This window comes from Methylovulum psychrotolerans (genome assembly GCF_002923755.1).
In the GTDB taxonomy this organism is placed as follows: domain Bacteria; phylum Pseudomonadota; class Gammaproteobacteria; order Methylococcales; family Methylomonadaceae; genus Methylovulum; species Methylovulum psychrotolerans.
This window is the reverse complement of the sequence record NZ_PGFZ01000008.1, coordinates 120,755-146,663: the sequence shown is the minus strand read 5'-3', so window position 1 is coordinate 146,663 and position 25,909 is coordinate 120,755. Positions and strand designations below refer to the sequence as shown.

The 25,909-nt window shown below is 51.1% G+C and carries 19 protein-coding genes; 9 read left to right on the top strand and 10 right to left on the bottom strand.

The annotated features are described in order from the left end of the window. Positions 1-115 precede the first annotated feature (115 nt). Complete coding sequence (locus tag AADEFJLK_RS24675) at positions 116-283, top strand: hypothetical protein (RefSeq protein ID WP_170065145.1); 168 nt, start codon at positions 116-118, stop codon at positions 281-283. A 120-nt stretch (positions 284-403) separates the two neighbouring features. On the opposite strand, the gene AADEFJLK_RS16665 is transcribed toward AADEFJLK_RS24675, so the two are convergent. The 9 genes from AADEFJLK_RS16665 to AADEFJLK_RS16625 all read right to left on the bottom strand — a co-directional run bounded on the left by AADEFJLK_RS16665 (position 404) and on the right by AADEFJLK_RS16625 (position 12,058). After that, positions 404-799 carry a type IV pilin protein gene (locus AADEFJLK_RS16665; RefSeq protein WP_103975020.1) on the bottom strand — a complete coding sequence of 132 codons (396 nt, stop codon included), beginning with the start codon at positions 797-799 and terminating at the stop codon, positions 404-406. A gap of 10 nt (positions 800-809) precedes the next feature. After that, positions 810-5,495: a pilus assembly protein gene (locus AADEFJLK_RS16660; protein WP_170065144.1), complete on the bottom strand. Its 4,686-nt coding sequence runs from the start codon at positions 5,493-5,495 to the stop codon at positions 810-812. Between the two features lie 185 nt (positions 5,496-5,680). Continuing rightward, positions 5,681-6,277, bottom strand: coding sequence for a pilus assembly PilX family protein (locus AADEFJLK_RS24670; protein ID WP_170065143.1), 597 nt, complete (start codon positions 6,275-6,277; stop codon positions 5,681-5,683). 2 nt (positions 6,278-6,279) lie between these two features. Continuing rightward, positions 6,280-7,053, bottom strand: coding sequence for a PilW family protein (locus AADEFJLK_RS16650; RefSeq protein ID WP_103975108.1), 774 nt, complete (start codon positions 7,051-7,053; stop codon positions 6,280-6,282). Continuing rightward, positions 7,050-7,583: a type IV pilus modification protein PilV gene (gene pilV, locus AADEFJLK_RS16645; protein ID WP_249028067.1), complete on the bottom strand. Its 534-nt coding sequence runs from the start codon at positions 7,581-7,583 to the stop codon at positions 7,050-7,052. The genes AADEFJLK_RS16650 and pilV overlap by 4 nt, the downstream gene beginning before the upstream one ends. Beyond that, positions 7,580-8,197, bottom strand: coding sequence for a GspH/FimT family pseudopilin (locus AADEFJLK_RS16640; protein WP_103975018.1), 618 nt, complete (start codon positions 8,195-8,197; stop codon positions 7,580-7,582). The genes pilV and AADEFJLK_RS16640 overlap by 4 nt, the downstream gene beginning before the upstream one ends. A 318-nt stretch (positions 8,198-8,515) precedes the next feature. Further along, the gene (ispA, locus tag AADEFJLK_RS16635) at positions 8,516-9,412 is read right to left on the bottom strand and encodes a (2E,6E)-farnesyl diphosphate synthase (protein ID WP_103975017.1); all 897 of its coding nucleotides are present in this window, start codon (positions 9,410-9,412) and stop codon (positions 8,516-8,518) included. Further along, the gene (locus tag AADEFJLK_RS16630) at positions 9,384-9,638 is read right to left on the bottom strand and encodes an exodeoxyribonuclease VII small subunit (RefSeq protein WP_088621650.1); all 255 of its coding nucleotides are present in this window, start codon (positions 9,636-9,638) and stop codon (positions 9,384-9,386) included. Before AADEFJLK_RS16630 ends, ispA begins: the two co-directional genes overlap by 29 nt. A 152-nt stretch (positions 9,639-9,790) precedes the next feature. Continuing rightward, a complete protein-coding gene (locus AADEFJLK_RS16625; protein ID WP_088620211.1) occupies positions 9,791-12,058 on the bottom strand; it encodes a hypothetical protein in 2,268 nt (755 codons plus the stop codon). Positions 12,059-12,250: 192 nt separating this feature from the next. Between AADEFJLK_RS16625 and AADEFJLK_RS16620 the strand changes: the two genes are divergently transcribed. Beyond that, positions 12,251-13,468 (top strand): hypothetical protein, encoded by a 1,218-nt coding sequence (locus AADEFJLK_RS16620; RefSeq protein ID WP_103975015.1) that lies wholly within the window; start codon positions 12,251-12,253, stop codon positions 13,466-13,468. Between the two features lie 43 nt (positions 13,469-13,511). On the opposite strand, the gene AADEFJLK_RS16615 is transcribed toward AADEFJLK_RS16620, so the two are convergent. Further along, the gene (locus AADEFJLK_RS16615) at positions 13,512-13,898 is read right to left on the bottom strand and encodes a Rho termination factor N-terminal domain-containing protein (protein ID WP_103975014.1); all 387 of its coding nucleotides are present in this window, start codon (positions 13,896-13,898) and stop codon (positions 13,512-13,514) included. Positions 13,899-14,387: 489 nt separating this feature from the next. On the opposite strand from AADEFJLK_RS16615, the gene mfd reads away from it, so the two are divergent. The 7 genes from mfd to AADEFJLK_RS16575 all read left to right on the top strand — a co-directional run bounded on the left by mfd (position 14,388) and on the right by AADEFJLK_RS16575 (position 25,852). After that, positions 14,388-17,837 (top strand): transcription-repair coupling factor, encoded by a 3,450-nt coding sequence (mfd, locus tag AADEFJLK_RS16610; RefSeq protein ID WP_103975013.1) that lies wholly within the window; start codon positions 14,388-14,390, stop codon positions 17,835-17,837. A gap of 29 nt (positions 17,838-17,866) precedes the next feature. Further along, a complete protein-coding gene (locus AADEFJLK_RS16605) occupies positions 17,867-18,424 on the top strand; it encodes a DUF2058 domain-containing protein (protein WP_103975012.1) in 558 nt (185 codons plus the stop codon). Positions 18,425-18,619: 195 nt separating this feature from the next. Next, positions 18,620-19,624 (top strand): GTP 3',8-cyclase MoaA, encoded by a 1,005-nt coding sequence (moaA, locus tag AADEFJLK_RS16595; RefSeq protein ID WP_103975010.1) that lies wholly within the window; start codon positions 18,620-18,622, stop codon positions 19,622-19,624. Positions 19,625-19,850: 226 nt separating this feature from the next. Next, complete coding sequence (locus AADEFJLK_RS16590; protein ID WP_103975009.1) at positions 19,851-21,152, top strand: DEAD/DEAH box helicase; 1,302 nt, start codon at positions 19,851-19,853, stop codon at positions 21,150-21,152. 457 nt (positions 21,153-21,609) lie between these two features. Then, positions 21,610-23,886: a ribonuclease R gene (rnr, locus tag AADEFJLK_RS16585; RefSeq protein WP_088620204.1), complete on the top strand. Its 2,277-nt coding sequence runs from the start codon at positions 21,610-21,612 to the stop codon at positions 23,884-23,886. A gap of 26 nt (positions 23,887-23,912) precedes the next feature. Then, the gene (locus tag AADEFJLK_RS16580) at positions 23,913-25,265 is read left to right on the top strand and encodes an AAA family ATPase (RefSeq protein WP_103975008.1); all 1,353 of its coding nucleotides are present in this window, start codon (positions 23,913-23,915) and stop codon (positions 25,263-25,265) included. A gap of 5 nt (positions 25,266-25,270) precedes the next feature. Continuing rightward, complete coding sequence (locus tag AADEFJLK_RS16575) at positions 25,271-25,852, top strand: hypothetical protein (RefSeq protein ID WP_103975007.1); 582 nt, start codon at positions 25,271-25,273, stop codon at positions 25,850-25,852. Positions 25,853-25,909 lie beyond the last annotated feature (57 nt).

Sequence of the window (25,909 nt, the reverse complement as noted above, 5' to 3'; positions counted from 1 at the left end):
ATCGTTTGCTTCCTCAATCTTTTGAACTTTAGGCGGTTCACAGATTGGGAGGCTCTCGATGATTCCCGTAATTGTCAAACTTTGTGAGTCCCCCGGCAGAGCCGGGGGTTTACCCGTGATTAATTATACGATCCATTTCGAGAGCGCGGTACTAGGCTTATTCGCCTTCGCGTCCGGCACGGTAATGCTGGTCACCGACCCTTACAAAATGGCCGATATAGGGCTGATTATGCTGGGGTTATACCTGATGCTGACAGGGCTACGGACACCAAAGGCCGATTAAGCCCCCTAGTCTAAGCCTTATCTGATAAACCTGCCAAGCTGCACTCCAGCCCTCCCCGTCATACAGACGACAGTTAGGGGAAAAAGCTCCTCCCCTGAAGGCCGGATGCCCGGTGTTTTTCTATAAAGATCCCCAACATCCGGTAGCGAGATCGGCTGATTTTTGCCCAAAATTATCCAACGTTAACGTACCGCAAGTATCACCGTCTTGGGCGCTACCCGGAATAGGCGTAGCGCTCAAAACATAAGAAGTATTGGTGGAATTGATAATATATAAATAATAATCGCTGGCCGCAGGCGCGTTAACATTCGCATAACTGCCACTTTGGGTGAATTGCTGCTCCATGAGATTTGACAAGCTCACTAAGCTCGCTTGCGCATCGACCCGATGCGCCTGCATTATATGTTGCCGATAGCTAGGATAAGCTATGCTGGCGAGAATACTGATAATAACGACAGCTATCATCAGCTCAATCAGCGTAACGCCTTGGCTTAATTTTAGGTTGCTTTTTTTCATAAGATTCAAACTACCATTGCTTCCAAAGAAGACGCTTTAACCCCGAAGCATTACCGGTAGAGTTGCTACAAGGGTCACTGGCCGTCGGAATGCAGCCAGGGCCGCTATTTGCTTCATGTACAACCATCAGTGCGCCGTTACTGCCGCTCATATACTTACAATCCATAGTCGCTTCACAGGCGACTATGGTGGGTGTCTTAATGATACCGACAGTAGATTGCATACCCGAATCGGCTACCTGGTCACCAGAAAGGGTCGACAAATCACTGGCATCAATCTTACCGTCACCATTGACATCGAAGGCACTGCCGGAGAGCCGGGCCCCAGAAGAGGCATCAAGCTCCATTAGCCACCCCGTGCCGCCTGGAGTACAGGTTTCGTTAATAGGGATGCTCGTTGCGAAAATGACCAAGCCATTACGCACTTGCGGTTCGGTATACGACATCTCCCCTTGCGCCGCCAAACTGGGCTGGAGCAAATCCATATACCAGCCGCGCCGATTAACATTGGCCGTACAAGGTGAACCGGTCGTACTGGGCGTAGTGCCATCGTAGGCAACATCACAATTGGAGACAACCCTAATGTTAACTGTTTGGAGTGAGCCATCCGATGCCTTATAAGTAAAATTAGAAGGCCCTTCAAAAATGATGGATTGTTGCTGCAAAGCGCCCCGCCCTCCTGTAATGGCATTACTACAGCCCACCGAGGCCTTAGAACAATTATCCCAAATACCATAAAAGGTTTGAATGGGTGAAGACCCTGACACCAAGTTATCCCCAGTTTCAAAATACTTACCCGTACCAAAATAAACCATAAAGCCAACATTTTGACCAGACCCATTTGCTTGAGTGATCGCCGGTTTTTCGGTAATGGGCTGGCGGTTGCCGACGCTATCCTGGGCCACAAAGAGTGGTGTGCCACCATTAGACACGGCCCAAGCACTGGTGCTGCCGCTAGTCACATCAATCTTCCAGAGATTACCTTTTAAGTCCCCCGCATAAATATAATCGATAATCCTATCATTATCGGCATCAACAGTGACGGGTGCGGCCAAGCCATTGCTGCCGGTACTGTCGAGCACTATTTTCTTGACGACCGCGCCCGTTTTTATATCCAGAATGAATAATGCCGCATTACCGCTGGCACTATCAAAGCCATTGCTGACGATCGCCCGCCAGCCACCATCCGCCATACGCACCACACTGGCTTTAGGAATGGTATAGCCTAAATCGGTATCATCGCGGTTAGAAAACTCCCATAAAATATTGCCCAATCCCGTAGCAATGTCCGCAAAACCATCAGGATTGGTAATGTCCAAGGCAAACACCGCCCGGCCACCCGTACCTGCCGCCCCCCCGACTGTCGTCGTGCTACCCGCCCCCATACTGCCGACCAGTATCGTGTGCCAAATATTGTCAAAATAAGCATCGCCATATTGTGGCGAGCCATCGACAAAATATTTATGGGTGTAATTTGGCAGAACCAAACTGGCAAATTCAGCCGAGATAACGGCATTAGGGATATAGGTGAACACCTCCGCACCCGTAGTGGCATTAACGGCATGTAACATGCCGTCATTGGAACCGACATACAGCATGGCAGTACGGTTCTGGTGGGTAAAAGCCGTATAATCGCTTCCTTCGTTGCCAGGCAATGCCGTATAACCCTGATTATCCCGCCCCACAAATAAAGGGTCGGAATTGATAATATCACCCAACAAATTGGTACGGGTACGGTAAATGCCAGTCGGTGACAACTTAATTTCCTTGCTGCGGTCGCCGCGTAAGTAATCGATAATAGGACTAGAAGTGCTGGCCGCAGTGAAACTGGCATTATCCAAGACGGTTTTTTGTGCGTCATTCAAAGAAGTGAGGGATGTACCTCCCCAAAGGAACTCAATACCCCTAAGACCGGTTTTGCTCGGATCATAGCTATAGATACGGCGGGCGGCGGCGGCGGGGATTAACGAAGTATCTAAAGTATTATTGCCATTACTATCCTCACCCACATCCAAGACCCCGTTACCGTTGGTGTCTTCGGAGTTTTGTCCGGCATCCCATACTGCCTTGCCGATACCACCGGCATCGAGCTTACCGTTACCATTCGTATCTTCTGTTGCACTAGTGGGTGTAGCCAAATCCAACTTGCCGTTACCATTCGTATCTTCCGTTACCAGCGTATACGCATATAAATGCCCGCTCCAATCGGTACTGTTAAAAGTCGCCTGATAAACAAAGCTGTCCGTTTGGAATTGGGTTGAATTAGTGGCGACCGACGAGGCTGAAGCAGGGGTACGCAAAACATCAGCAAAAGCATCGGCTAGTGAGGTCGCCAATTTTTGCGGTGAAGTGGCCGCATAATAACGGTCAGGAAGACCATCCTGATTGGCATCCCATTCTGATGGCGAGGTGATGGCCTTATCCCCACCCGCATCGACAAAACCGCCCCATTTGGCCGCATAGTACAACGGTTGCTGCAAACTTTGCCCGTTAGTAGCCGTGCCGATAGTGTAGGTCACACTGGTAAATGCGGGCGGACTACTGATGCTACAGGTATTACAGGCCGTCACACCGGTAGGATCGGTATATTTGTATGAGTAAATGCCGGAATGGGCATGGAAGCCGTCTTGGGTTGTGCCATTGATAACATAACCAAACGCCATCGGAAAGCTGGTCGATTGGGCAATGACCCCCGTTTTTATAATGACTTGGCTAGACGTAACGGTATATTCGATAGTACCCCACATATCTTGGTCAAAATCACCGCCTTGCTCGCTGTCTTCCCAATTGACGTACAACTTGCCGGAATTGCTGGTACCCGTGCTGGTTTGGCTAACCACCTTAAAGTCCATTAGGGCGCAGTTACCCGTCCCGCCAGCGGTGATGCCGGTATTCTGGCAGGCCGGCAATAGCGTAATAAACTTATCGGTACCCGGTATCGGTATTTGCCATTTTGGAATGGCGGGGGCTAAGGCAACCCCATAAAAATTGATCAGTTGGTTGCCGGTCATCGCAGGGCGCATATCATTGATATGGGAGAAATGCGCCAGACCGCTCGACAAATACGTCCCGGAAAGGCGCGGGGCTTCGGGGCAAACCCCTCTGGCGGCACTCAAACTGGTCAGCGTTTTTGCGGTGCATAATTGGTTATTATCGGTGCCATTTTCGCCAATAAAATAGTTATTGTTAGTAATGCCCTCACTGCTGCCGACCGTATTCGTTTCAGCATTAAGGTCGCTGATCGCTATATCCGCAAGATTGGTGCTGTTAAAGTCATCGTTATCGTAAGAACTGACGCTGGCGTTAAATTGGATAATATTCAGCGAAGCGCACCATTCGGTAGATGAAATCGGGTCAGAAAATGCCGCAGTGGTCAGGCCGGGAATTTTTGTCGTATCATTGGCAGAAAAGGTCGTGTACGCGGTTTTGCCGGCAATATAGCGCAAGGATTCCAAAAGGATTTCCGATTGCGGGTTGCCCCAATTGGTGCAATTACCGTTGATAAAGGTATTTAAACCCCAATTGCAATTGTCGCCGCTATTATATGTACCGTCGTTATAACTATACCCATACGTCCTCAGTCTGTTAATGGTGCTGATAATACCGTAACTGGTCGTGGCACCGGAAGGGGCGACCTTGAATGCCCCATCTGTAGTGACATTGATTTCATCGGCCATCGTACCGACATTTTTCCGCAGCACCCCACCGGATTTATTTTTGCTATAAGAGCCGGTCATCAGGCCAAAACGGATTAAATTATCATCGCCATAGGTTTGCAGCAACCCAATCGGCTTGACATTGCCGTTAGGGTAGGTCTTACAGGTTTCGTTACCGACATTGCCGCTGACACAAACCAAAATCCGCGCAATATAGTCGCCCAAGACGACGGCGTCTGTTGCACTGGGGCTACTGCCCGCCGAAGCCATACCGGAATAGGTCGAGTTATTGGAGTTACTCGCGCTGTGTTCGCCCGACCAAGTACATTGCCAGCGTTCGTTAGCCGCCCATAAGCGGTAGTCGCCTTTAACCACTCGGACTTTTGGCGGATCGACGGAGTTTTGTGACAACACCGAACCCGCCGTCGCCGTCGTGTTACAAAGGGTGATGCCATTAGTAACTTGCGCGGCGGTATACGGGGTCAACTTGGTCAGTTCGGTGCTGTCCACACCGACATAATATTTGGCAAAACTGTGCCCGTCATTGGGGATGAACGCCCGCTCCAATACCGTAACGGTGCCGCTGTCGGTGGAGCGCAAACCGCCATAGAGAATTTTACGGATCTCGTCCATGCGGGTCATGGTCGCCCAGTTTAAAAAGTTACCGCTCCACAAAGAGTTGCCGGCGGGGCAATAGCGGCTGGTTTGGGCAGTGGCGCTAGGCTCAAATTCGTTGTTGCTGTAGGTATAGCACTTACTGCTGTCGAAGTATCCGTAATAGTCAAAATTATTCATGTAAGTGGTATCGGGTATGCCGTTACCATCAATATCGGAATAGTCATCAAATGCCTTAAAATACAACTGATGGTCTCTGGACATATTCAGCATAACAATTGGCTTGGCGGCATTGGTCAAAAACAGCGGCGACTGCGCAACCTGACCAGCAAACGAGACCGCCGCAAACAGCAAGGCGCAAACAGCCACGGGGTAACGCAGCCAATAGCCACAAAGCCTCAATTGAATCTTGATGGTGTTGTTCATAAGTTTCTCCACTGACGAAATCAGCATGGGAATAACATTAAAAAGCAGAAATCTGGCTAGCCGTTAAAAAAACCTTGCCAATTATAAGGCTACCCCGCCTTACCTAACCTAATATTGAGTGGCTTACTGTAAAAGTTTGCCCCGACTACAGCACTTGCCACTGAAAAATAAATCAAAGCCATCAATTAACACCCGCCATTCCTAACGCTCGCCCCAATCGCATATATAGACTCAACTATGGCTAAAGAACTGGCGCTACGGCCACGCGCATAAGCCATGATCCGATAAATACAAGTATTATTATTGTTATTCTGAGTTGTATCGCGACTAATATGCTGCCCAAGAAATTGGATAAAATACTTGGGCGGATTATCCAAGTTAACATCAACGAGCGTCCCGTCGCTATACGTTATGCTGGGGTTGTTTTCCCAAAAAGCCGCAGTCTGCGTTACCGACAAATAATTTGATGCCGGGTCGTTTAACACCGGGCTGTCCACCGTATAGTAGCCGTTTATGCCCTCCTGAGTATAATTGATAACGACCGCATGTCCGGCCGTCCACTCCAACTGCTGTTCGGCGGCCTTAATGGTGGCTTCGGCAGCTTGGAAAGCGAGATTTTCGTCTTGTTCGTTACCCGCCATCCGTTCTTCGAGGCCGGTGGATTGGGTGCCGCTAATGCCGATGAGCGTCAGCAACAACAGCATAACCAAGCCAATGGCAAGTACCGCGCCCTTCTGATGTAGGCAAGGGTTTTGAGGTTGGTAAGGGTTGGCTTTAAGCATTATTATGGTATCCGATTGCGCAAAGCGATAGTCGTGGTAAAGACCCGGTAGAGTTTAAAGTCGCCAGGGTCGCTAACAGTCACGCCCTGATAAACATAGCCGACTGGCTGGGTGGCGACATTACTCAGGCTTGACAATAACAGGCTAACCCTGATGCTGACGACATTGGACATATTTTGCACTAAACCGTATGGCACATAATAATTGGGGGAATAATCCCTGTTCGTGGGCGGGTCCGTATCTTCACCGTAGAGAATCTGCATATTGTTGACCCCTTCAATCAGTTCTATGGGTTGTGCATCGGTATTAGTTTGCCGGAACAACGACGTGCCGTTACCGCTACTGGAGACACCTACCGTATAGCGTACCCACACGGCTCCGGCATTCATACAGGTTAAATTATTTGGTGTCCACGTCCCAAGCGTCCACGCAACCGTGATGCTGTCGGCATTGTTGACCCCTATGTCATCGGTACCGGTTACACCAAGATCAGCGGTGCCGTTAATCGGGTTGACAGGCGGCAACCCAAGAATATCAAAGTTATTCGCCCGGCATTCCCAAAAATCCGCCATGCGCAGGTCATTGCCAAGAAAATCCAAGGCGAACCGGCCATTTTCCTGCACTTGCCCCACCGCTTGCTGGAGATTGTAGGCATGTCGGCTATTAGTGAATATTCGGATCAGGCCACCCAGCAAAAATATGCCTATCAGCATGGCAATCATGAGTTCAATAAGCGTCATGCCGTGCTGATAACGCCGTCCGCCATACTGTTTCATAAATACAGGCTCATTCTGTAGAAATCGTCCGTGCCATAGTTGGTATCGACAACACCGTCACGGTTACTGTCCCAATTAATGGTAATCGTGTACATCGTACCGCCAGTGGCAGTAGCACCCGCGTTAACGACGCTCGCGATAACACCCGGCAATTGCGTATTGATAGTGGCACTTTGATACCACTCAAAAAGATCGTTTTGCGCCATTATGTCGCGTGGACAGCCAGCGGTACCCGCCCCCATAGGGACGCAAGCGGGCTGCTGAACCGCATTGGCAGGCGATAAGCCCGCATAAACAGGCCCAGCAAGAGGCGAACCACTGGGATCATGGTTGGCACGCATCCGGTCAGCCAAATCATAAGCCAATTGGGTGGCGATACTGTGCTGCAAAGCCTTTTGGTTGTTTTTTAGGCTAACGCCCTGCAAAGCGGCAAACCCCAACATACCGCCTGACAACAACAGCATAGTGACCAGCACTTCAATTAAGGTAAAGCCCAAGGCTTTAGGCATTATGCCACGCGCTAGCATCATGGACAGTTCCCCGTACCGGAAGAGGAGCGAGCCCGGCCAATCGCGTTGATGGCAATTTGCCGGGACTGGGTGTTGTCGTGAGTACCATCACAGAGGGTAAATGTCTCCTGAATGGGGGCAATCAAGGTAAGGCCGTTGCCCAGATAGGTGATAACCATATCAAAAGACGTACCACCCGTGACGGTTCTCAGCGTATAGCCTCCCGACAAGGGGTCGTGGACACGCAACAGGCAGTTTTGGTCGGGTAAGCATAAACTGTCGTTAGCCAAGTCAAAATTGCCGACCCCGCCATTAGTAAACGGGCTGGCATTAACATACACATACCACCCCGCCTCCCATTGTCCGGGCGTACCACTGGCCGATAAGACCGTAACCGCCGCATCACGCTTCACCGCTTCGCTTTTGGCTTGCAGTAACGCCGTCATAAAATCATTGGTATACGCCGTCAGACGCGTATCGCTAGTCAACTTTTTAAAACTAGGTAAAGCCAAGCCCAGAAAGATAGACGCTATCACCAGCGTGATCATGAGTTCGATCAAACCAAAACCCGCCAGCAGCCGGCCTTTTGGGTGGCAGACGGGTAACGAAGCTACAAAACAGGTACTTGCAATCATTTCAACACCAATAAAAATCCGCTGTTGCCAACTGACCCGAAGCACAGGGAAACGCTAATCGGCAATATAGGAAAGTCACGTTTTTATCTCCGACAAGGATAACAAAATTAGCAAAGGGTTACTGAAATAGGCTATTGGGAGGTTTTTTTCAGCAAGACTACCTAAACCCTTTTTAGTTGCTTAAGTATAGTGTCTATTGCCGTAAATAACAGGTGATTTTTCACATTATCCAAAAAATAAACCTATATTTAAAGCCCTAAAGTTGGCCTTAAAAAGCGGCTATTGCAAGCATCGGATTAACCGCCTCTTTTTCATCGCTTAATGGCTGCGCTCAATAATATACAATGACAAATCACGCAACAAGTCGGCTTCATCACCAAACACACTCAAGTTTGCCAAAGCCATTTCATGCAACTCACGCGCTTTTTGCTTCGCTCCCGCCATGCCCAACAAGGCCGGATAAGTAGGCTTGTTGTTATCCTTATCTTTGCCTTGGGTTTTGCCCAAGGTCGCAGTATCGCTTTCTTCGTCGAGAATATCGTCCTTCACCTGAAACGACAGGCCAATACATTTGGCATAATGGTCCAGCTTGGTCGCCAGCACCGGATCTAAATCCGGCTTGGCTAACGTCGCTAAGTTGACGCTGGCACGGATCAACGCCCCGGTCTTATGGATGTGCATATTTTCCAACTCCGGCAAGCTCAGCTGGGTGCCGACCGCCGCCAAATCGATCGCCTGCCCGCCGACCATGCCTTGTGAGCCGCTGGCCCTTGCCAAAACCGTCAGCATTTGCAAACGGTTGGCGGCACTGGCAGCAATACTGGGGTCGTGGGCAAGCACCTCAAACGCCAAGGCCTGTAAAGCATCCCCGGCCAGAATGGCGGTCGCTTCGTCAAAAGCGACATGGCAAGTGGGCTTACCGCGCCGCAGCTCATCATCGTCCATTGCCGGCAAATCGTCATGGATTAACGAATAGACATGGATAAACTCGACCGCACAGGCCGCGCCATCCAAACTGTCCGGCGGCAGGCCTAAGGTTTTGCCGGTGCAATAGGTCAGCAGCGGACGGGTGCGCTTACCGCCGTCCAGCACACAATAACGCATCGCCTGGTGCAGCCGTTGCGGCAAAATGTCCGGTTTGGGCAAACGTTGCTCCAGTGCGTGTTCGACACGGTGTTGACAGAAACTAAGATATTCTTTTAGCGCTTGGCTCATCAGTAAAGGGCTCCAGGGATTGAGTGCCGTTTTTTTCTAGGAGAATCTGGATTTTTTGCTCCGCTTCTTGCAAAGCCTGTTGGCAAGTGCGGGTCAGGCTAACGCCGCGCTCAAACGACCGTAACGATTCTTCCAGGGAAACGTCGCCTTGTTCCAAGCGGTTGACCAGTTGCTCAAGCTCGGCAAGCGCGTCTTCAAAAGGGAGTGCAGATTTCTTTTTCGGCATGTAAAGGGCGGATAAAAAGACAATGTTAAGACCCAACATTATATATGAAATTGGCGGCGAGGTCGGCACATCATCATGACGCATCCTTAAACCCAGTGCATTGCCCTGCTGAAAAACCCTAAGCCTGATAGTTCAAGAAAAAAACACCACTGTCAACGCCGCGTTAGCCTCTGCCGTTTGGCTTGCTTTAACGGCCTATCCACCTCCGGCCATTGCAGGGCGGCAAACAAAATCAGATAAATCTGGGTACTGACCCTGGGCGCGTCCAGCATCGTCCCCGTCAGCCCTTCCAACAGCACAGCGGCTAACGCCGGTAAAAACGCTAAAGGCACGGTTTCGCCCTTAGCCAATAAGCCCAGTTGCCGACGGCATACCAACACGACCAACACCACAAACACCCCCACCCCTACCCACCCCTGCTCTAACCAAAGATGGATAAACAACTGTTTGCTATGCCAAGGCAAATGGTCAAAATCTATCGTCCATAACCAACTTTGCAGTTTATCGGCAAACTGGCCGTTCCTGATATAATGTTCGCCATTGGAGCCATCTAGGGCAACCGCACGGATAGCGACGGGCAAGACACCTGAATTATGAATAATCAGCGTGGTCGGCCAATCCAACAGGCTATGCCCGGCATGGTCAAACTCCCAATGAAAGGTTTCCCAACGGTCGGCTTGCGCAGGCTTAAAGGCCGTATCGAGGCAACTGGGCGGATAATGGTCGCTAAATAAAATATGTTTTTTGCAAACGCGTAGCCCCAGGCTCTCGGAGATGGATTTAAAGCGGGCAGTGACCGTCAGTTGATAATGCTGGTGCGGCGGCAAAATGAGTTTTTGGATTAGCGTCATATCGCTGGGACCCAACAGTAAAACCGGCTGGCCGCTGTCTTCGGCAACATGAAAATCCGGTAAACGGCGCGTCAACAAAGTGTTTTGGTAAAACAAACTGGGTATTGTGCCGATACCCTCACCAATGAGCAGGCTGCTTAAGCTATCGGGAGTACGGAACGAGAGCATTTGTTGCCAGTGCTGTTCGCGGGTCGATAAATCATTGCCCACTTGCGCAAAGCGTTCTTCAAAACGCTCCGAACTCATGCCTATCGCCAATAATGCAAACAAACCGACAAAAATCAGCGCGACTTGCAGGTTTTTTAACGCAATGGCGAGCTTACGCGCGGTTCTGCCTAACAACAGCCCTAAACCGACCTGGGCAACCGCCAACAGCACGGCCAGCCGCAGGGCTTCAGCCTCTGTATAAGTATGCCATTTGCTTTCCAAGGCCGAATCGCTGATCCCCCAAGCCGCCAAACCCGCTAAGGCCAAACCCGCCAACACTTGCCAAACCCATCCCCACCCTACCGCGTAGTAAGTGCATAAGGTGGCGGCGACAACCGCCAACAAACCCACCAATAATGCCTGATAACCCGCCATTTTAAAGCCCAACACCAGACCGAACAGGCCGACCGCCAAGAGTAGCAGCGGCGCTGCCAAGGCCGTGCCGGTTTTTTTCAGGGTCTGCCGCCGGCCTACCAAGAAGACGATTAAGGTCACCAGCATGGACAGGGAAAAGCTGGCAATCGTGGTACGCGTAAACGTGACGATAATCGCATAAAACCCCGCCCCGACCGCCAGCAGGACAGCATTGAACGCCAATGGCCGTAACGGGCGCGTCAGCAGGTACACCGCTAAAGGCGTGAGCGACACCAAATAGCCGTCCACCGCTTCGCCGCCGACGTGCATATCGGTAAACCAGCCGGTAATCCGGTAAGTGCTGGCAAAATCTAAAAAAGCCGACAACGCTTCGTAACGGTCATGAAAACTGAGCAACGCCCCCAGCACATGCCGTTCCCACAGCACCAAAAGACCAAACACCCATAAACTGGCGACGATACCCGTAGCCAACAGACGCTGGCTACGCTCAGGGCTTACCAGCAACTCACGGCGCATAAACGGCCATAATAGCCAAGCATAAAAAAAGCCCTTACCAAGGCGCAGGCTATTCCAATTACCCTGATAAATGTCGTCGGGCTGTACGGTATCTTGGAACAGCGGCCAAACGTTTTGCAAAAAACTGGCACTAAACGCCGCCAACAGAACCCAATAAAGCCATCGGTAAGGCGGAGACGGCAATTGCTCCTCAACATCCTTACGCCAATACAGCACCGCCAAAGTTGCCGACAGCAAAATATCGTATTCGTTATACAACAAATTGCCTGTCCATAAGCTTAAGTCCAAAATCGGCAACAAGGCGGGCACCGCCACCAGCCAAGCTTTAGGGTAATAGGCCAATACCCCCAAATAGAGACCTAACAACACCAGCGGCACAGGCGCAAAAACATGGACGCTCGCCATAAAACCTGCCAAGATAAGAAAAACGACAGCGCAGCAATGGGTAAAAAGATAATTAATCAGCGACATAATGAAGGCGGACGGCAATGGGAGACGTTGTCTGGTATTGACAACGCTTAGGATAATAGCGGCACATTATAGCTTCGCGTATTTTAGCCCATTGCCAACAAATCCATAACTTATTAGCTGGCAGACAATGTCCATTAGGCGCATCCCCAAATGCGCTTACACCTGACCTGCCTTAACTTAACCTCCCTACTTATGCCAAAACTCCTTGATATCCTGCGCCGCTGGACAGTTTATTATCTGCTAGGCAGCGGTATCGCCATCAACCTGCTCTTAATGGCCGCTTATAGCTATGATCGTGAGGCTTTCGCCAGCGCTTATGACAGGCTAATGCTGGCAATAAGGCAAACAACCGCACCCAACACCCTGCTTGCAGAGCAAGCCCGCTGGCGGCAACGGCTTGATGCCGACATCGCCACCAACTTTGCCCCTTGGCAATCCTTACCCGAAACTACACCGCCTATTGCCGCTAACCGTATCAAAATCGGCGATAAACTTTACTTTACCTTAGCCGCCGCCAGTGCCGACTTGGAAGACCAGCAAACCTTGCTAATCGGCCCTGGTGTCTACAGGGAAGCCTTGGTGCTTAACCAAAACCATATCCACGTCATCGGCAGTGGCCGGGTAGTCCTGGATGGTATCAGCGCCGAAGGCAAGGCGGCGATACTGACGAAAGGCTTGGACATCAGCATCAGTAATATTGAGTGCAAAAACATCGCCGTCCCCGATCAGAATGGTGCCTGCCTCCGTTCGGAAGGGCTAGGCCTACAGCTTAACCACGTCTATTTCCATGATGCTGAGCAAGGCATTTTATCTGACAATAAGCCCCAACAAACCATCCACATTACCGATAGCCGCTTTGAAAAACTCGGCAAAGACGGGCGGGCGCATGGCCTGTATATTGGCGGCGGCGAGCTGTTGATTGAAGACAGCCTGATGTTGGCTGCCGTCTCCCAAGGCCATGAAATCAAATCCCGGGCGCGTAAGACCACTATCCGGCACAGCATCATCGCCTCGTTGGCGGCAGAAGATAGCCGTCTCATCGACATCCCGAACGGTGGCGAATTGCTGATTGAAGACTCGGTGTTGGAAAAAGGCCCGCCCAGCGCCAATAGCGGCGCCATCGGTTACGGTTTGGAAGGCCTTAGCTACCTTGACAACAGCATCACCCTCAAACGCAACGCCATCATCTTGGAGCGCACCGGCCACAACCTGTTGTTATCTGTCGTGCAAACTGATAAACCCCTGCCTATCGTCGGCATAGGCAATGCCACCGTCTCCAAAGATGCCGTGGAACTCGATGGCCTCAACTGGCTATACCCTGACCGTGCCGCCGCAAAAATGGCGGACTATCCACTGCTGCCGAAACTTGGGACGCGGCAAGGGCAAAATAGCGGTAGGGCAGGCCAGTAATTGGCCTAACTGCATCAGCAGGATATTCGCCAGTTACTGATTGTTAAAACGGCGCACACCAGTGGGCGATTAATTTTTTGCATTCCGCACGCCATTGGCAATCTTTTTCACCACACTGCGCATAAATAGCCGAACGGAAACACGGATGATGATGGCAAGCGGCTTGAATAGCCTGAATCAGCTCGCTTTTCAGCTCAATTGTAGCGGAATTTTCAACCCCTAAACTTTCTGCCAATTGCTGCAACCCCATAAGGGTCATGCCGCCATCTTCCTCGGCTATCGTAAGATAACGGGCGACCTGCGCCCGGATAAACGCCTCCTCCGCCACCAACCAATCCTCTAGCGCATTACCCCCAGTAAACCCTCTGGCCTCCGCCCGATAATAGGCCGCTTCGGCAATCCATTGTTGGCGACATGTATTTTCTACCATCTGCTTACCTGCTAGCGTTAGGCCGTATAAGTTACTGTATCCAATAAAGCTGCCAAAGCAATGCCGCCATTCAGCATACAACCGGATATATCCGGTTCTCACCTTTAATTATTAAATCGCCCAAGCTTCGTTTATCACGGCCCGAAAAGGCGGTTTTCCCGTTACGGCTTACGCTTTTTAGCCAACTATACATCGGATTTGGCTTTTATTATCTACCCAAGCTTAGTGCTTGTCACTAACAATAAACGCCAAACATATCTTTAAAAATAATTAACAATCAATAGTTTATAATAAAAACCCTAAGCCACTCAAACAATGGTCATTTTCCTTGCGAAGCCATAGCTGCCTTTCGCTTCAAATGCCCATCAGTGGCGACCGAGACTTACCGACCACCGCAATACAAGCTCCCTAGCCCAGCCGTTACCACCACTTTTCAACTCACCCGCCAACGCCTGTTGTATAATCGCCTTTTTTTGACCGCTTTCCCGCATGGCACATTCTTTAATCTTTTCTCCGGCAACCCCGCAAACGCCCGCGCAAACCCTCGTCTGGTCGGGTTTGACGGGGTGTGCCGATGCCTTGGCATTGGCGACGGCGATTGCCAAAGAACACCGTCTGTTCGTGATTATCACCCCCGATAACCAAACGGCCTTACGCTTAGAACATGAGCTGGCGTTTTTCCTGAACAAACAATACCCGATCCTGCATTTCCCCGATTGGGAGACCTTGCCTTACGATGTGTTTTCGCCCCTGCCGGAAATCACCTCCGAACGCCTGAAAGTCTTGGCGCTGTTGCCGGAAGTCAAACGCGGGGCTTTAGTCGTGCCGATCACCACCCTGATGCACCGCCTCGCCCCGCGCGAGCATGTCCTGGCGAACAGTTTCGCCATTCGGGTCGGCGACGATTTTAATCTGGAACTCAACCGCGTCAAGCTGGAAAGCGTCGGCTACCAATGCGTGTCGCAAGTCTACCAACATGCCGAATTTGCCGTGCGCGGGGCGATTGTCGACCTGTTCCCGATGGGCAGTTCCGTACCGTTCCGCATTGAATTGTTTGATGAAACCGTCGAATCCATCCGCACCTTCGACCCCGAAAGCCAACGCTCTTTAGAAAAAATCAACCAGATACAACTGTTTCCGGCCCGCGAATTTCCATTTACCGATGCCGCCATCAAACAGTTCCGGCAAACCTTCCGGGAGGTGTTTCCACAAACCTCGCTGAAAAACACCCTTTATGCCGATGTCAGCAAAGGCGTAGCCTTTAACGGTATCGAATACTATCTGCCGCTGTTCGTCAGCCAAACCGCCACTCTGTTCGATTACCTGCCAAGCTCTGCGGTGTTGGTGGTCAGCGACCAGTTCACCGCCCATTCGGTGGCGTTTTACGGCGATGCCCAAGAGCGTTACGAGCAACGCAAATACGATTTGGAACGCCCGCTGTTAACGCCCGAACGCCTGTTCTTATCCGCCGACGAGCTCGCCGACAAGGCTAACCGCTTTGCGCGGATAGTCTTAGACAGTTGCCTGACCGACGGCCCTTGCCAAACCCTGCCGGATTTGACCTTCAACACCAAGCTCGACCAGCCTGCGCAACGCTTGCAGCAGTTTATCGCGGGCTTTAACGGCAAAGTGCTGTTGGTCGCCGAATCCGCCGGACGCAGGGAAGCCCTGTTAGACAGGCTACGCGCCTGCCAAATCAGCAGTAAGCGGGTCGAATCTTGGCAACAGTTTTTGGATACCGACGCACCCGTCTGTATGGTGGTCGCGCCCGTCGAACAGAGCCTATGGTTGCTGGACCCCGCCCTGGCGATCATCACCGAACCGCTGTTATCCGGCGAAAAAGTCCAACAGCAACGCCGCCGCCGAAAATCCGCCGCGCGGGAACTGGAAGCCATTGTCAACAACCTGAACGAACTCAGCATCGGCTCGCCCGTTGTTCATCAGGAACATGGCGTAGGCCGCTACCTCGGCTTGCAAACCTTGGCGGTCGGCGGTATTCCCGCCGAATTTTTGATGCTGGAATACGCCAACAACGATAAGCTCTACGTCCCCGTGTCCACCCTGCACGTTATAGGCCGCTATACTGGCATGAGCCCCGACACCGCGCCGCTGCATAAATTGGGCGGCGACCAATGGGGCAAAACCAAGAAAAAAGCCATCGAAAAAATCCGCGATGTCGCCGCCGAACTGTTGGAAATCCATGCCCAACGCGCCATCAAACAAGGCCATGCCTTCGCCATTGCCAACACCGACTACCAGACCTTTGCCGACGCGTTCCCGTTTGAGGAAACCCCCGACCAGCGCACCGCCATCGAAGCGATACTGGACGATATGACCAGCCCGCAACCGATGGATAGGGTGATTTGCGGCGATGTCGGGTTCGGCAAAACCGAAGTGTCGATGCGGGCGGCCTTTATCGCTGTACAAAGCGGCAAACAAGTCGCCGTGCTGGTGCCGACCACGCTATTGGCGCAACAGCATTACCAAAACTTCTGCGACCGCTTCGCCGACTGGCCGGTGCGCATCGAAGTCATGTCGCGCTTCGCCTCCGCCAAACAGCTCAAAGACATTGCCGAAGCCTTGGCAAAAGGCCTGGTCGATATTGTCATCGGCACCCACACCCTATTATCCAAAGAATTGAAATATAAAGCCTTAGGGCTAGTCGTGATTGACGAAGAACACCGCTTCGGGGTACGGCAAAAAGAACATTTTAAAAAGCTGCGCAATGAACTGGACATGCTGACCCTAACTGCCACGCCAATTCCGCGCACTTTAAACATGGCCTTATCGGGGCTACGCGACATTTCCATTATCGCCAGCCCGCCGCCCAACCGCCACGCCATCAAAACCTTCATCAGCACTTGGGTGGACGCACAGATTAAAGAAGCCTGTTTACGCGAAATCCGCCGGGGCGGGCAGGTGTTCTTCCTCCATAACGATGTCAAATCCATGGATAAAATGGCCCGCGAACTGGAAGCCCTGCTACCTGAAGCGCGTATCCAAATCGCCCACGGACAAATGCCCGAACGCGAGCTGGAACGCATTATGCTGGACTTTTACCACCAACGCTTTAACCTGCTGCTCAGCACCACTATTATCGAAAGCGGCATCGACATCCCCAGCGCCAACACCATCATCATCAACCGTGCAGATAAACTGGGTCTGGCGCAACTGCACCAACTGAGGGGCCGGGTCGGACGTTCGCACCACCGCGCCTACGCCTACTTTATCGTGCCGCCGAAAAACCTGATGAGCAAAGACGCGCAAAAACGCCTGGAAGCGGTTGAAGCCTCCGGCGACTTGGGCGCGGGCTTTATGCTGTCCTCACATGATATGGAAATCCGGGGCGCGGGGGAATTGCTCGGCGACGACCAAAGCGGGCAAATCCAAGAAATCGGCTTTACCTTATACACCGAATTGTTGCAACGCGCCGTGGACGCGCTCAAATCCGGCAAACAACCGGAATTGGACACCCCGATGGACAAAGGCCCCGAAGTGGACTTGCAAGCCGCCGCGCTCATCCCCGAAGACTACCTGCCCGACATCCACGCCCGCCTAGTGCTATACAAACGCATCTCCAGCGCCGACAGCACCGAAGACTTGCGGGACTTGCAAATCGAAATGATCGACCGCTTCGGTTTGCTGCCGGAAGCCGTCAAAACCCTATTCAGCGTCACCGAACTGAAACAACAGGCGGAACAATTGGGCATTAAGAAAATCGAAGCGGGCGCGACAGGCGGGCGCATCGTCTTTAGCAGTGCCCCGACCATTAACGCCGAACAATTGATCACCTTAATCCAAACCCAAGCCCAAGTGTACAAACTCGACGGCATGGACAAATTAAAGTTTACCCAAACGTTTGCCGATGTCGCCCAAAAAGTGGAATTTATCGGCGCTTTGCTGCAACGCTTGACCTTGCCTAAGCCTGCGGCAAACTAAGCCTAGCCCATCTAATAAAGTCTAAAACCATGAGCAAACCTAAATTATCCTTACAAGAACAGCTCTTAAAATCCGGTCTCGCCAGCTCCGCACAGGCTAAAAAAGCCCAAGCCGACAAGCGCAAGCAAACCAAAATGCAGACCAAAAACAATGTCACCGTCGTTGATGAAGCGAAAGAGCTGGCCTTAAAAGCCCAGGCGGAAAAAGCCGAGCGCGACCGTGAACTGAACCAGCAACGCCGCCAACAAGAAGCGCACAAAGAACTCGCCGCGCAAGTCAAACAACTGGTCGAACAAAACCGCCAACGCCAAGACCCTGACGGTGTCGCCTACCGCTTCACCGATAACAACAAGGTCAAAACCTTGTACATCAGCGAAACCCTGCGCAACCACATCAGCAAAGGCCGCGCCGCCGTGGTTAAATTTGAGCGGGCTTACGAGATTGTCAACGCCGACACCGCGCAAAAAATCCGCGAACGCCTGCCGGACTGTGTGATTGTGTATTTTCCGGCCGAAGCGGAAGCCGCCAAGCCCGCCGAAGATGACCCTTATGCGGCGTTTGCGGTACCGGATGATTTGCTGTGGTAAGCACATCATCATCAGACGAAACGCCCATCAGCGAATTGGCAGGGGCATTGCGGAGCAGGAAATATCAAACGGCATGATAGGCATTGCCCTCTTTACGCAAACTATTATCCCCAAAAATAACGATTTAATGAACACAACTGCCGCAGCAGGCTCTAACTGTGTTAATATTAACATCCGCTTTTTTTAAATGTTGTTATGACCGCTGCTGTCCCTCCCCAACTGATAGACCGTTTTGGCCGAACGGTGGATTATCTGCGCATTTCCATTACTGACCGTTGTGATTTTCGCTGCGTTTACTGCATGGCGGAAGATATGGTGTTTTTGCCGCGTGCGCAAATCCTCAGCTTGGAAGAAATTTATACCCTGGCGCAAACGTTTACCGGCTTGGGGGTAAAAAAAATCCGCATTACTGGCGGCGAACCGCTGGTGCGTAAAGGCGCGTTGGAGTTGTTGCAAAAAATCGGTGCCTTGCCGGGCTTGGAAGAGCTGGTGCTGACCACGAACGGCTCGCAGCTGGCGGCGATGGCACCGGCTTTAAAGGCGGCTGGGGTCAAACGCGTCAATATCAGCTTGGACACCCTCGATGCCGCCAAATTTAAGGCCATTACCCGCACCGGGGATTTGCAGCAAGTCATTAACGGTATCCAAGCCGCCACGGCGGTGGGCTTTGAGCGGGTCAAGCTCAATGCGGTGATACTCAAAGGCCGTAATCACGAGGAAGTGGGAGCATTGGTCAGTTTTGCCATTGCCCAAGGCGTGGACATCAGTTTCATCGAAGAAATGCCTTTAGGTGTGGTGGCCCAGCACGACCGCTCGGACGCTTATTATGCCAGCGACCGGATCAAGGCGGATTTGGCGAAAACCTTTACGCTCGAACCCAGTGCCGCAAAGACGGGCGGGCCGTCCAATTATTTTAATATCGTCGGCACCACGACGCGAGTCGGTTTTATCTCCCCGCATAGCGAAAATTTTTGCGGCACCTGTAACCGGGTGCGCCTGACCGTGGAAGGGCGTTTGCTGCTGTGTCTGGGCAATGAGCATTCGGTCGATTTGAAACAGGTGTTGCGTAGCCAGCCGGGTGACAGTGCGGCCTTAACTCAGGCGATTATCGCCGCCATGCAGATCAAGCCCGAAAAACACGAATTTAACATCCACGAACAGCCAGTTATTTTGCGCTATATGAACATGACTGGCGGCTAAGCTTGCCGACCAAACAGAACAAGCAAGCTGTATTGTCCCGCACCCTCAAGGGACACCTCCAACCCACCTTATCCAGCCGTGGCGGCAAGTTTGCCACGCTTAACCGAGGAATGTGCAGGATATAATTTTTAACGCGTAAGGCTAAATGCCTTAAGCCACAAAGTTATCTCCTGCCCATTCCTGCCCATTTTTCTTAACAGAACCCCATCATTTTCAGAGGTTTTTAATGTCTTTCTCCCAACTCGGCCTGTCCGAAGCCTTACTTAAAGCCGTAGCCGAACAAGGTTACACCGAGCCGACCCCTATCCAACAGCGTGCCATCCCGATTATTTTACAAGGCAAAGATGTCTTGGCGGGGGCACAAACCGGCACGGGCAAGACCGCCAGCTTTACTTTACCGTTGCTGCAACTGCTGTCCGATAGCGATGTTATCCACCAAAAACCGCGCCGTGTCCGCGCCCTGATCCTCACCCCCACGCGTGAGTTGGCGATGCAGGTACACGAAAACGTCAGCATTTACGGCAAGCATTTGCCGTTGCACACCGAAGTGGTGGTCGGCGGTGCCAGCATCAAGATGCAGACGCGTAACCTCAAGCACGGTTGCGATATTGTCGTCGCCACGCCAGGCCGCTTGATCGACCATGTTCAGCAAAAAAATGTCAGTCTGGCGCATATTGACATTCTGGTATTAGATGAAGCCGACCGGATGCTCGATATGGGCTTTTTGCCCAGCATCCGCCAAATTATGGCCTACCTGCCTAAACAACGCCAAAACCTGTTGTTCTCGGCGACCGTCTCCAACGGCATTAAAACCTTGGCGGCGCAATTGTTAAACAAACCCGTCGAAATCGAAGTGGCGCGCCAAAATGCCACCGCCGATACCGTCACTGAGCGCGTCTATGGCATCCCGCGTGAACGCAAACGGGAACTGCTCTCCTATTTAATCGGCAGCAACAATTGGAAACAAGTTTTGGTGTTTGTCCGCACCAAACACGGTGCCGACCGTTTGGAAAAACAGCTGATCCAAGACGGCATCCGTTCCGCCGCCTTGCATGGCGATAAATCCCAAGGGGCGCGTACCAAAGCCTTAGATGCCTTCAAAGACGGCAAAGTCACCGTTTTAGTGGCCACCGATATTGCCGCGCGGGGCTTGGATATCGACAGCCTGCCGCATGTCATTAACTATGATTTGCCGCAAGTGCCGGAAGATTATGTGCACCGGATTGGCCGTACTGGCCGTGCCGGAGCCAGCGGTGAAGCCTTGTCTTTAGTCAGCCCTGAAGAGGCGCAACTGTTGGCGGACATTGAAAAGCTGCTGCAACGGCAAATCACCCGTGTTGCTGACACGGGCTATGAGCCGGTGTCTTTGCGCGTACAGGATGCGCCGAAAAAAGCTGCGCCCAGTAAAACCACCGGCAAAAAAGATTTTCGGCATAAGCCCAAAGCTCCCGCTGGCCGCGATGGCGCCCGCCCTCAAGGCCCGCGTGGTGCGGCCAAGCCCACCCCCCGCCGCACGGGTCGGGTGTAAGCTTGCTGTAGGGCAAGCCCTCCCGGCAGGGCGATAATCCCCGCCGGGCGTGACCTAAATAGCCCGTTGTCGACAGGTTTAGCGGCGTACAAACAGCGATTTGTACGCCAAGCTCCCGGCCTTAACTGCCTGAATTGTCCCGCTTAAGCTTAAATCCCACCCTATTCTGTTGCCGCTATCGGGCAAAATCAGGAAAATTCCGCTATATCCGACGTGCAAAACCGATTATAGTGAGTATAATTTATTACCCAAACGCTTCGCCGCCCTGTTTCAAGCAAACGGCCCTAAGCCTTCCCCGTTGCCCAGCCCACCACGCTGGCAACCCATTTCTTAAGCCGCGTTGACGCTATATGCCCGTCTTGCCGATTAGTGATGATTTTAAATTCTAATCAATAGCCTAAGCATGTATCATATAAACATCAGCTGACTGTAGCCATTACCTTATTTCATTATTTAAATGCCCTCGAAGTCTAAAAAAGACGTTGATTTCAGTTCAACAAAAGACCCATACGCCCAGCGTGAAGCTGAGAAGTATGAAAATCCCATCCCCAGCCGCGAACTCATCCTTCAACTCATTGAGCATTCGGGCAAGCCTTTGTTACGCAAAGAAATTGCCGAAGCCTTTACGATGGAGAGCGAAGACCAGCTAGAAGCCTTACGCCGCCGTTTGCGGGCGATGGAGCGGGACGGCCAATTGCTGTTCAACCGCGAACAGCGCTATTGTCTGGTCAATAACAAAGATTTAATTGTTGGCCGCATCATCGGCCATGCCGACGGCTTCGGCTTTATCCGCCCGGATGACGGCTCGGATGACTTATTCTTATCCCCGCGCGAAATGAACCCCTTGTTGCACAATGACCGTGCTATGGTGCGGATTGTCGGCATCGACAAAAAAGGCCGCCGCGAAGGCGCGGTGGTGGAGATTTTGGAACGCAACACCCACCAGATTGTCGGGCGGCTCTATAAGGAGGACGGCTTCACTTACGTCATCCCTGACAATAAAAACCTTTCGCAAACCGTTTTGCTGCAAAAAGACGGCGTGGGCAAAGCCAAACAAGGGCAAATCGTTATTGCCGAAATCGTCGATCAGCCGACCAAATTGCGCCAGCCGATAGGCCGCATCATTGAAGTGCTGGGCGACCATCTCGCGCCGGGTATGGAAATCGAAATGGCCATCCGCTCGCACGAACTGCCGCACCGCTGGCCTGCCGAGCTTGAGGAAGAGATCAAACAACTCAGCCCCGAAGTGCCGGAGGCGGCCAAAGAAGGCCGCGTCGATTTGCGCGACACACCTTTAGTGACCATTGACGGTGAAGATGCCCGCGATTTTGACGATGCCGTATTCGCCAAAAAGACCCCGAAAGGCTGGAAGCTGCTGGTCGCTATCGCCGATGTCTCGCATTATGTGCAGATCAACACCGCCCTGGATAACGAAGCCAAAAACCGCAGCACCTCGGTGTATTTCCCCGAAAAAGTCATCCCCATGCTGCCGGAAATCCTCTCCAATGGCTTGTGTTCGCTCAATCCTCATGTCGACCGTCTGTGCATGGTCTGTGAGATGCTGATCGACGGCGAAGGCAATGTCAGCCGCAGCCGCTTCTTTGAAGCCGTGATGCGCTCCCATGCCCGCCTGACCTACACCGAAGTGGCGAAAATGCTCGTCGAAGGCGATACCGAACTGGCGCAAAAACACACGGCCTTAATGCCGCATTTGCGCGAATTGTACGCGCTGTATAAAGTCATGCGTGTGCAGCGCGAACAGCGCGGGGCGATGGATTTCGACACCCAAGAAACCCGCATTGTCTTTGGCAAAAACCGCAAAATCGAAAAAATCGTTCCCGTTACCCGTAACGATGCCCATAAGCTGATTGAAGAGTTTATGATCACCGCCAACAGTGCGGCGGCACGTTTCCTCAACGGCAAAAAAATCCCCAAACTGTTGCGTATCCACGAAGGCCCCAGCGCTGATAAGTTACTCAACCTAAAAACCTTCCTCGGCGAATTGGGGCTGAAATTCGGCGGCGGCGCACAACCGACCCCGCTGGACTATATGCACTTGGTCGAAGCCGTCCGCCACCGCCCCGACGCGCACCTGATCCAGACCGTATTGTTGCGCTCCATGTCGCAAGCGGTCTACAGTCCCGAACTGAAAGGCCATTTCGGCTTGGCACTTGAGGCTTACGCACATTTTACCTCGCCTATCCGCCGCTATCCCGACTTATTGGTACACCGGGCTATCCGCCATTGCCTACAAGGCAAAAACGTCGCCAGCTTCTTCTATGGCGTGCCTGACATGGTGTTATTAGGCGAGCATTGCTCCGCTAACGAACGCCGCGCCGACGATGCCACCCGCGACGTGGTCAGTTGGCTCAAGTGCGAATTTATGATGGACAAAATCGGCGAAGAATTCAGCGGCATCATCTCCGCCGTCACTTCGTTCGGGTTTTTTGTCGAACTGGCGGACATTTATGTCGAAGGTTTGGTGCATATCAGCAACCTAGGCCAAGATTATTTCCACTTCGACCCGACCAGCCACCAATTAAAAGGCGAACGCACCAACACTAACTTCCGTTTGGGCGACAGCGTAAAAATCCGCGTGGTGCGGGTTGATTTGGACGAAAAGAAAATGGATTTTGAGCTGGTGCAAAAGCAAGCTTCGGTTAAGAAAGCCGATGGCGGCGCACCGACAGGCAAACCGAAGAGAAAGCGTAAGAAGAAGCCTAAAAGCGTTTAAGGTTACACTTAACTTTAGAGACAGAGATGAAGCTTGAAGTCAGCGTCAAAAACTTGGGGCAAATTAAAGAAGCTAATTTTCATATCCGCCCGATCACCGTTATCACGGGGCCGAACGGTACGGGCAAGAGCTTTTTTACCAAGTCTTTGTATTCGATTTTGAATGTGGTGAATAGAAATGTTTACCATGAAAATATAATTGACACAATTCAGGATATTAGATTTCAATTTGATGTGCTCGTAGATAATGCAGATGCTAATGTAGCCATCGCAAATAAAATAAAGTCAGAGCTGTTGCAATTACAAACTGAATTTGAAAAGGCTAGTCGCTGGAAAATCAATGATTATTTTTCTTTTGCCGTATCAAAGACTAAAAGTGTTGATGCAATTGATGAAAGCTATCGTTCGACGTTTTTATTAGAGCCAAAAGAGGGTATTTCGTTAGGGATTAGTGCAAGAATAAAAGATTTATTGATTACATTAGTGAATTGTCGAACTGTCTACATTGATTTTCTTAATGTTCATGTAAAAGACGAGTTATTAGAAAGTTTTCAAGTAGCCGCTTTAAGTGAATTGACTCGTTTTGGGGAAAAACAAATTGAAGTTAGGATAGATGATTTTTTTGCTATGGAAATAAGCGAAGAGCGATTGTTAATCGATATTGGAACTAGCCTTATTGACGATTTTGTAATGTTATCTAGCGTCGTTTTTTTCGAATCGCCCGCATATTGGAAAGTCAGGGACGCGCTAAAATCAGCGAAAAACAATCCAAACCGCCCACCATTAATGGGCAGAAAAAATGATGACATCTTAACGGGTGTCCCGAAATATTTTTATGATTTAGACATTGCCTTAAATACAAGAACCAAAACCGAAGGGACTTTTAAATCCGCTACCGATTTGTTAACCCACACCTTGGGCGGCGAATTTATTTTTAAGGGCGATGAGTTAAGCTTTAAGGACAAAAACGGGCGGGAAATCTCTAAAAACCTCATGTCGTTCGGCATGACCAACTTGGGCATGATCCAAGCCCTGCTAAAATACAACATCATCACCGCAGGCTCCTTCATCTTCATTGACGAACCGGAAACCAATTTGCACCCCGATTGGCAAGTCAAGCTGGTGGATGTGTTGTTGTTATTGGCGCAAGGCGGCGTTAATATCGTCATCACCACGCACAGCTCTGACCTTGTTAAGGCACTGGAAGTTAAGATAAAAAAGCTGGAAATTGACGTAATGGAAGACTTTCTTTCGGTGCATTTTCTTGGCACCGACGGCAAATTGCTTGAATTTGAATCAAAAGACTCTTTACAGCAAATCATAGAAGCCCGCGAATTATTGAGCTTGGCCTATCAGCAGCTATATTTTAGCGACCTATAAGCCTCATGTTCGACAAGTACCCTTATCTGCAAACCATTTGCCATGCCGCTGATGAGGGAGGCGAGACCGAAAGCTCCGACTTAAAAGCGTTTAAAATTGATGATAAAGATGGCCTTTCCAAGGCTCTTGGCTTTCATGACGGAATGTTCAAAAAAGTCGATTATTTTCTGGAAAACCAATGTATCGTCCAACTTATTGAGTTAAGTGATCTGGAAGAAACCGCCCAATACTACAAAATCTTTATAAAGGATAGCTACGCGGCTCTTAAACAAAACGCCCCAGAGCGCGTAATCAGCGACGAGGAAGAAAAAGCTATACAGAAGGAAGCCGTCGCAGTTGTTTGGGCAATACAGAAAGATGAACTTTTCAAAAAATGGAGCGGCTCAATTGCTGTTATCGAGCGGCTGTACCGCAAAACTCAAGAATTGGGTGATGCTGATCCGAGCTATAGGTTGCTAGTAGTTTGCAAAAACCATACTGATGTAAAAATACTGGATCCACTAAGGCGGCAACTGTCCGGCATGATGGGCAATGTCAAAGTTTGCGATACCCAAACCCTGAAAGACTGCTTGATTAAGCTAGAATAATACACCGTTTAGCTATATTAATAAGCTATACATAAAGTTGGTAAAACCTACCCTACT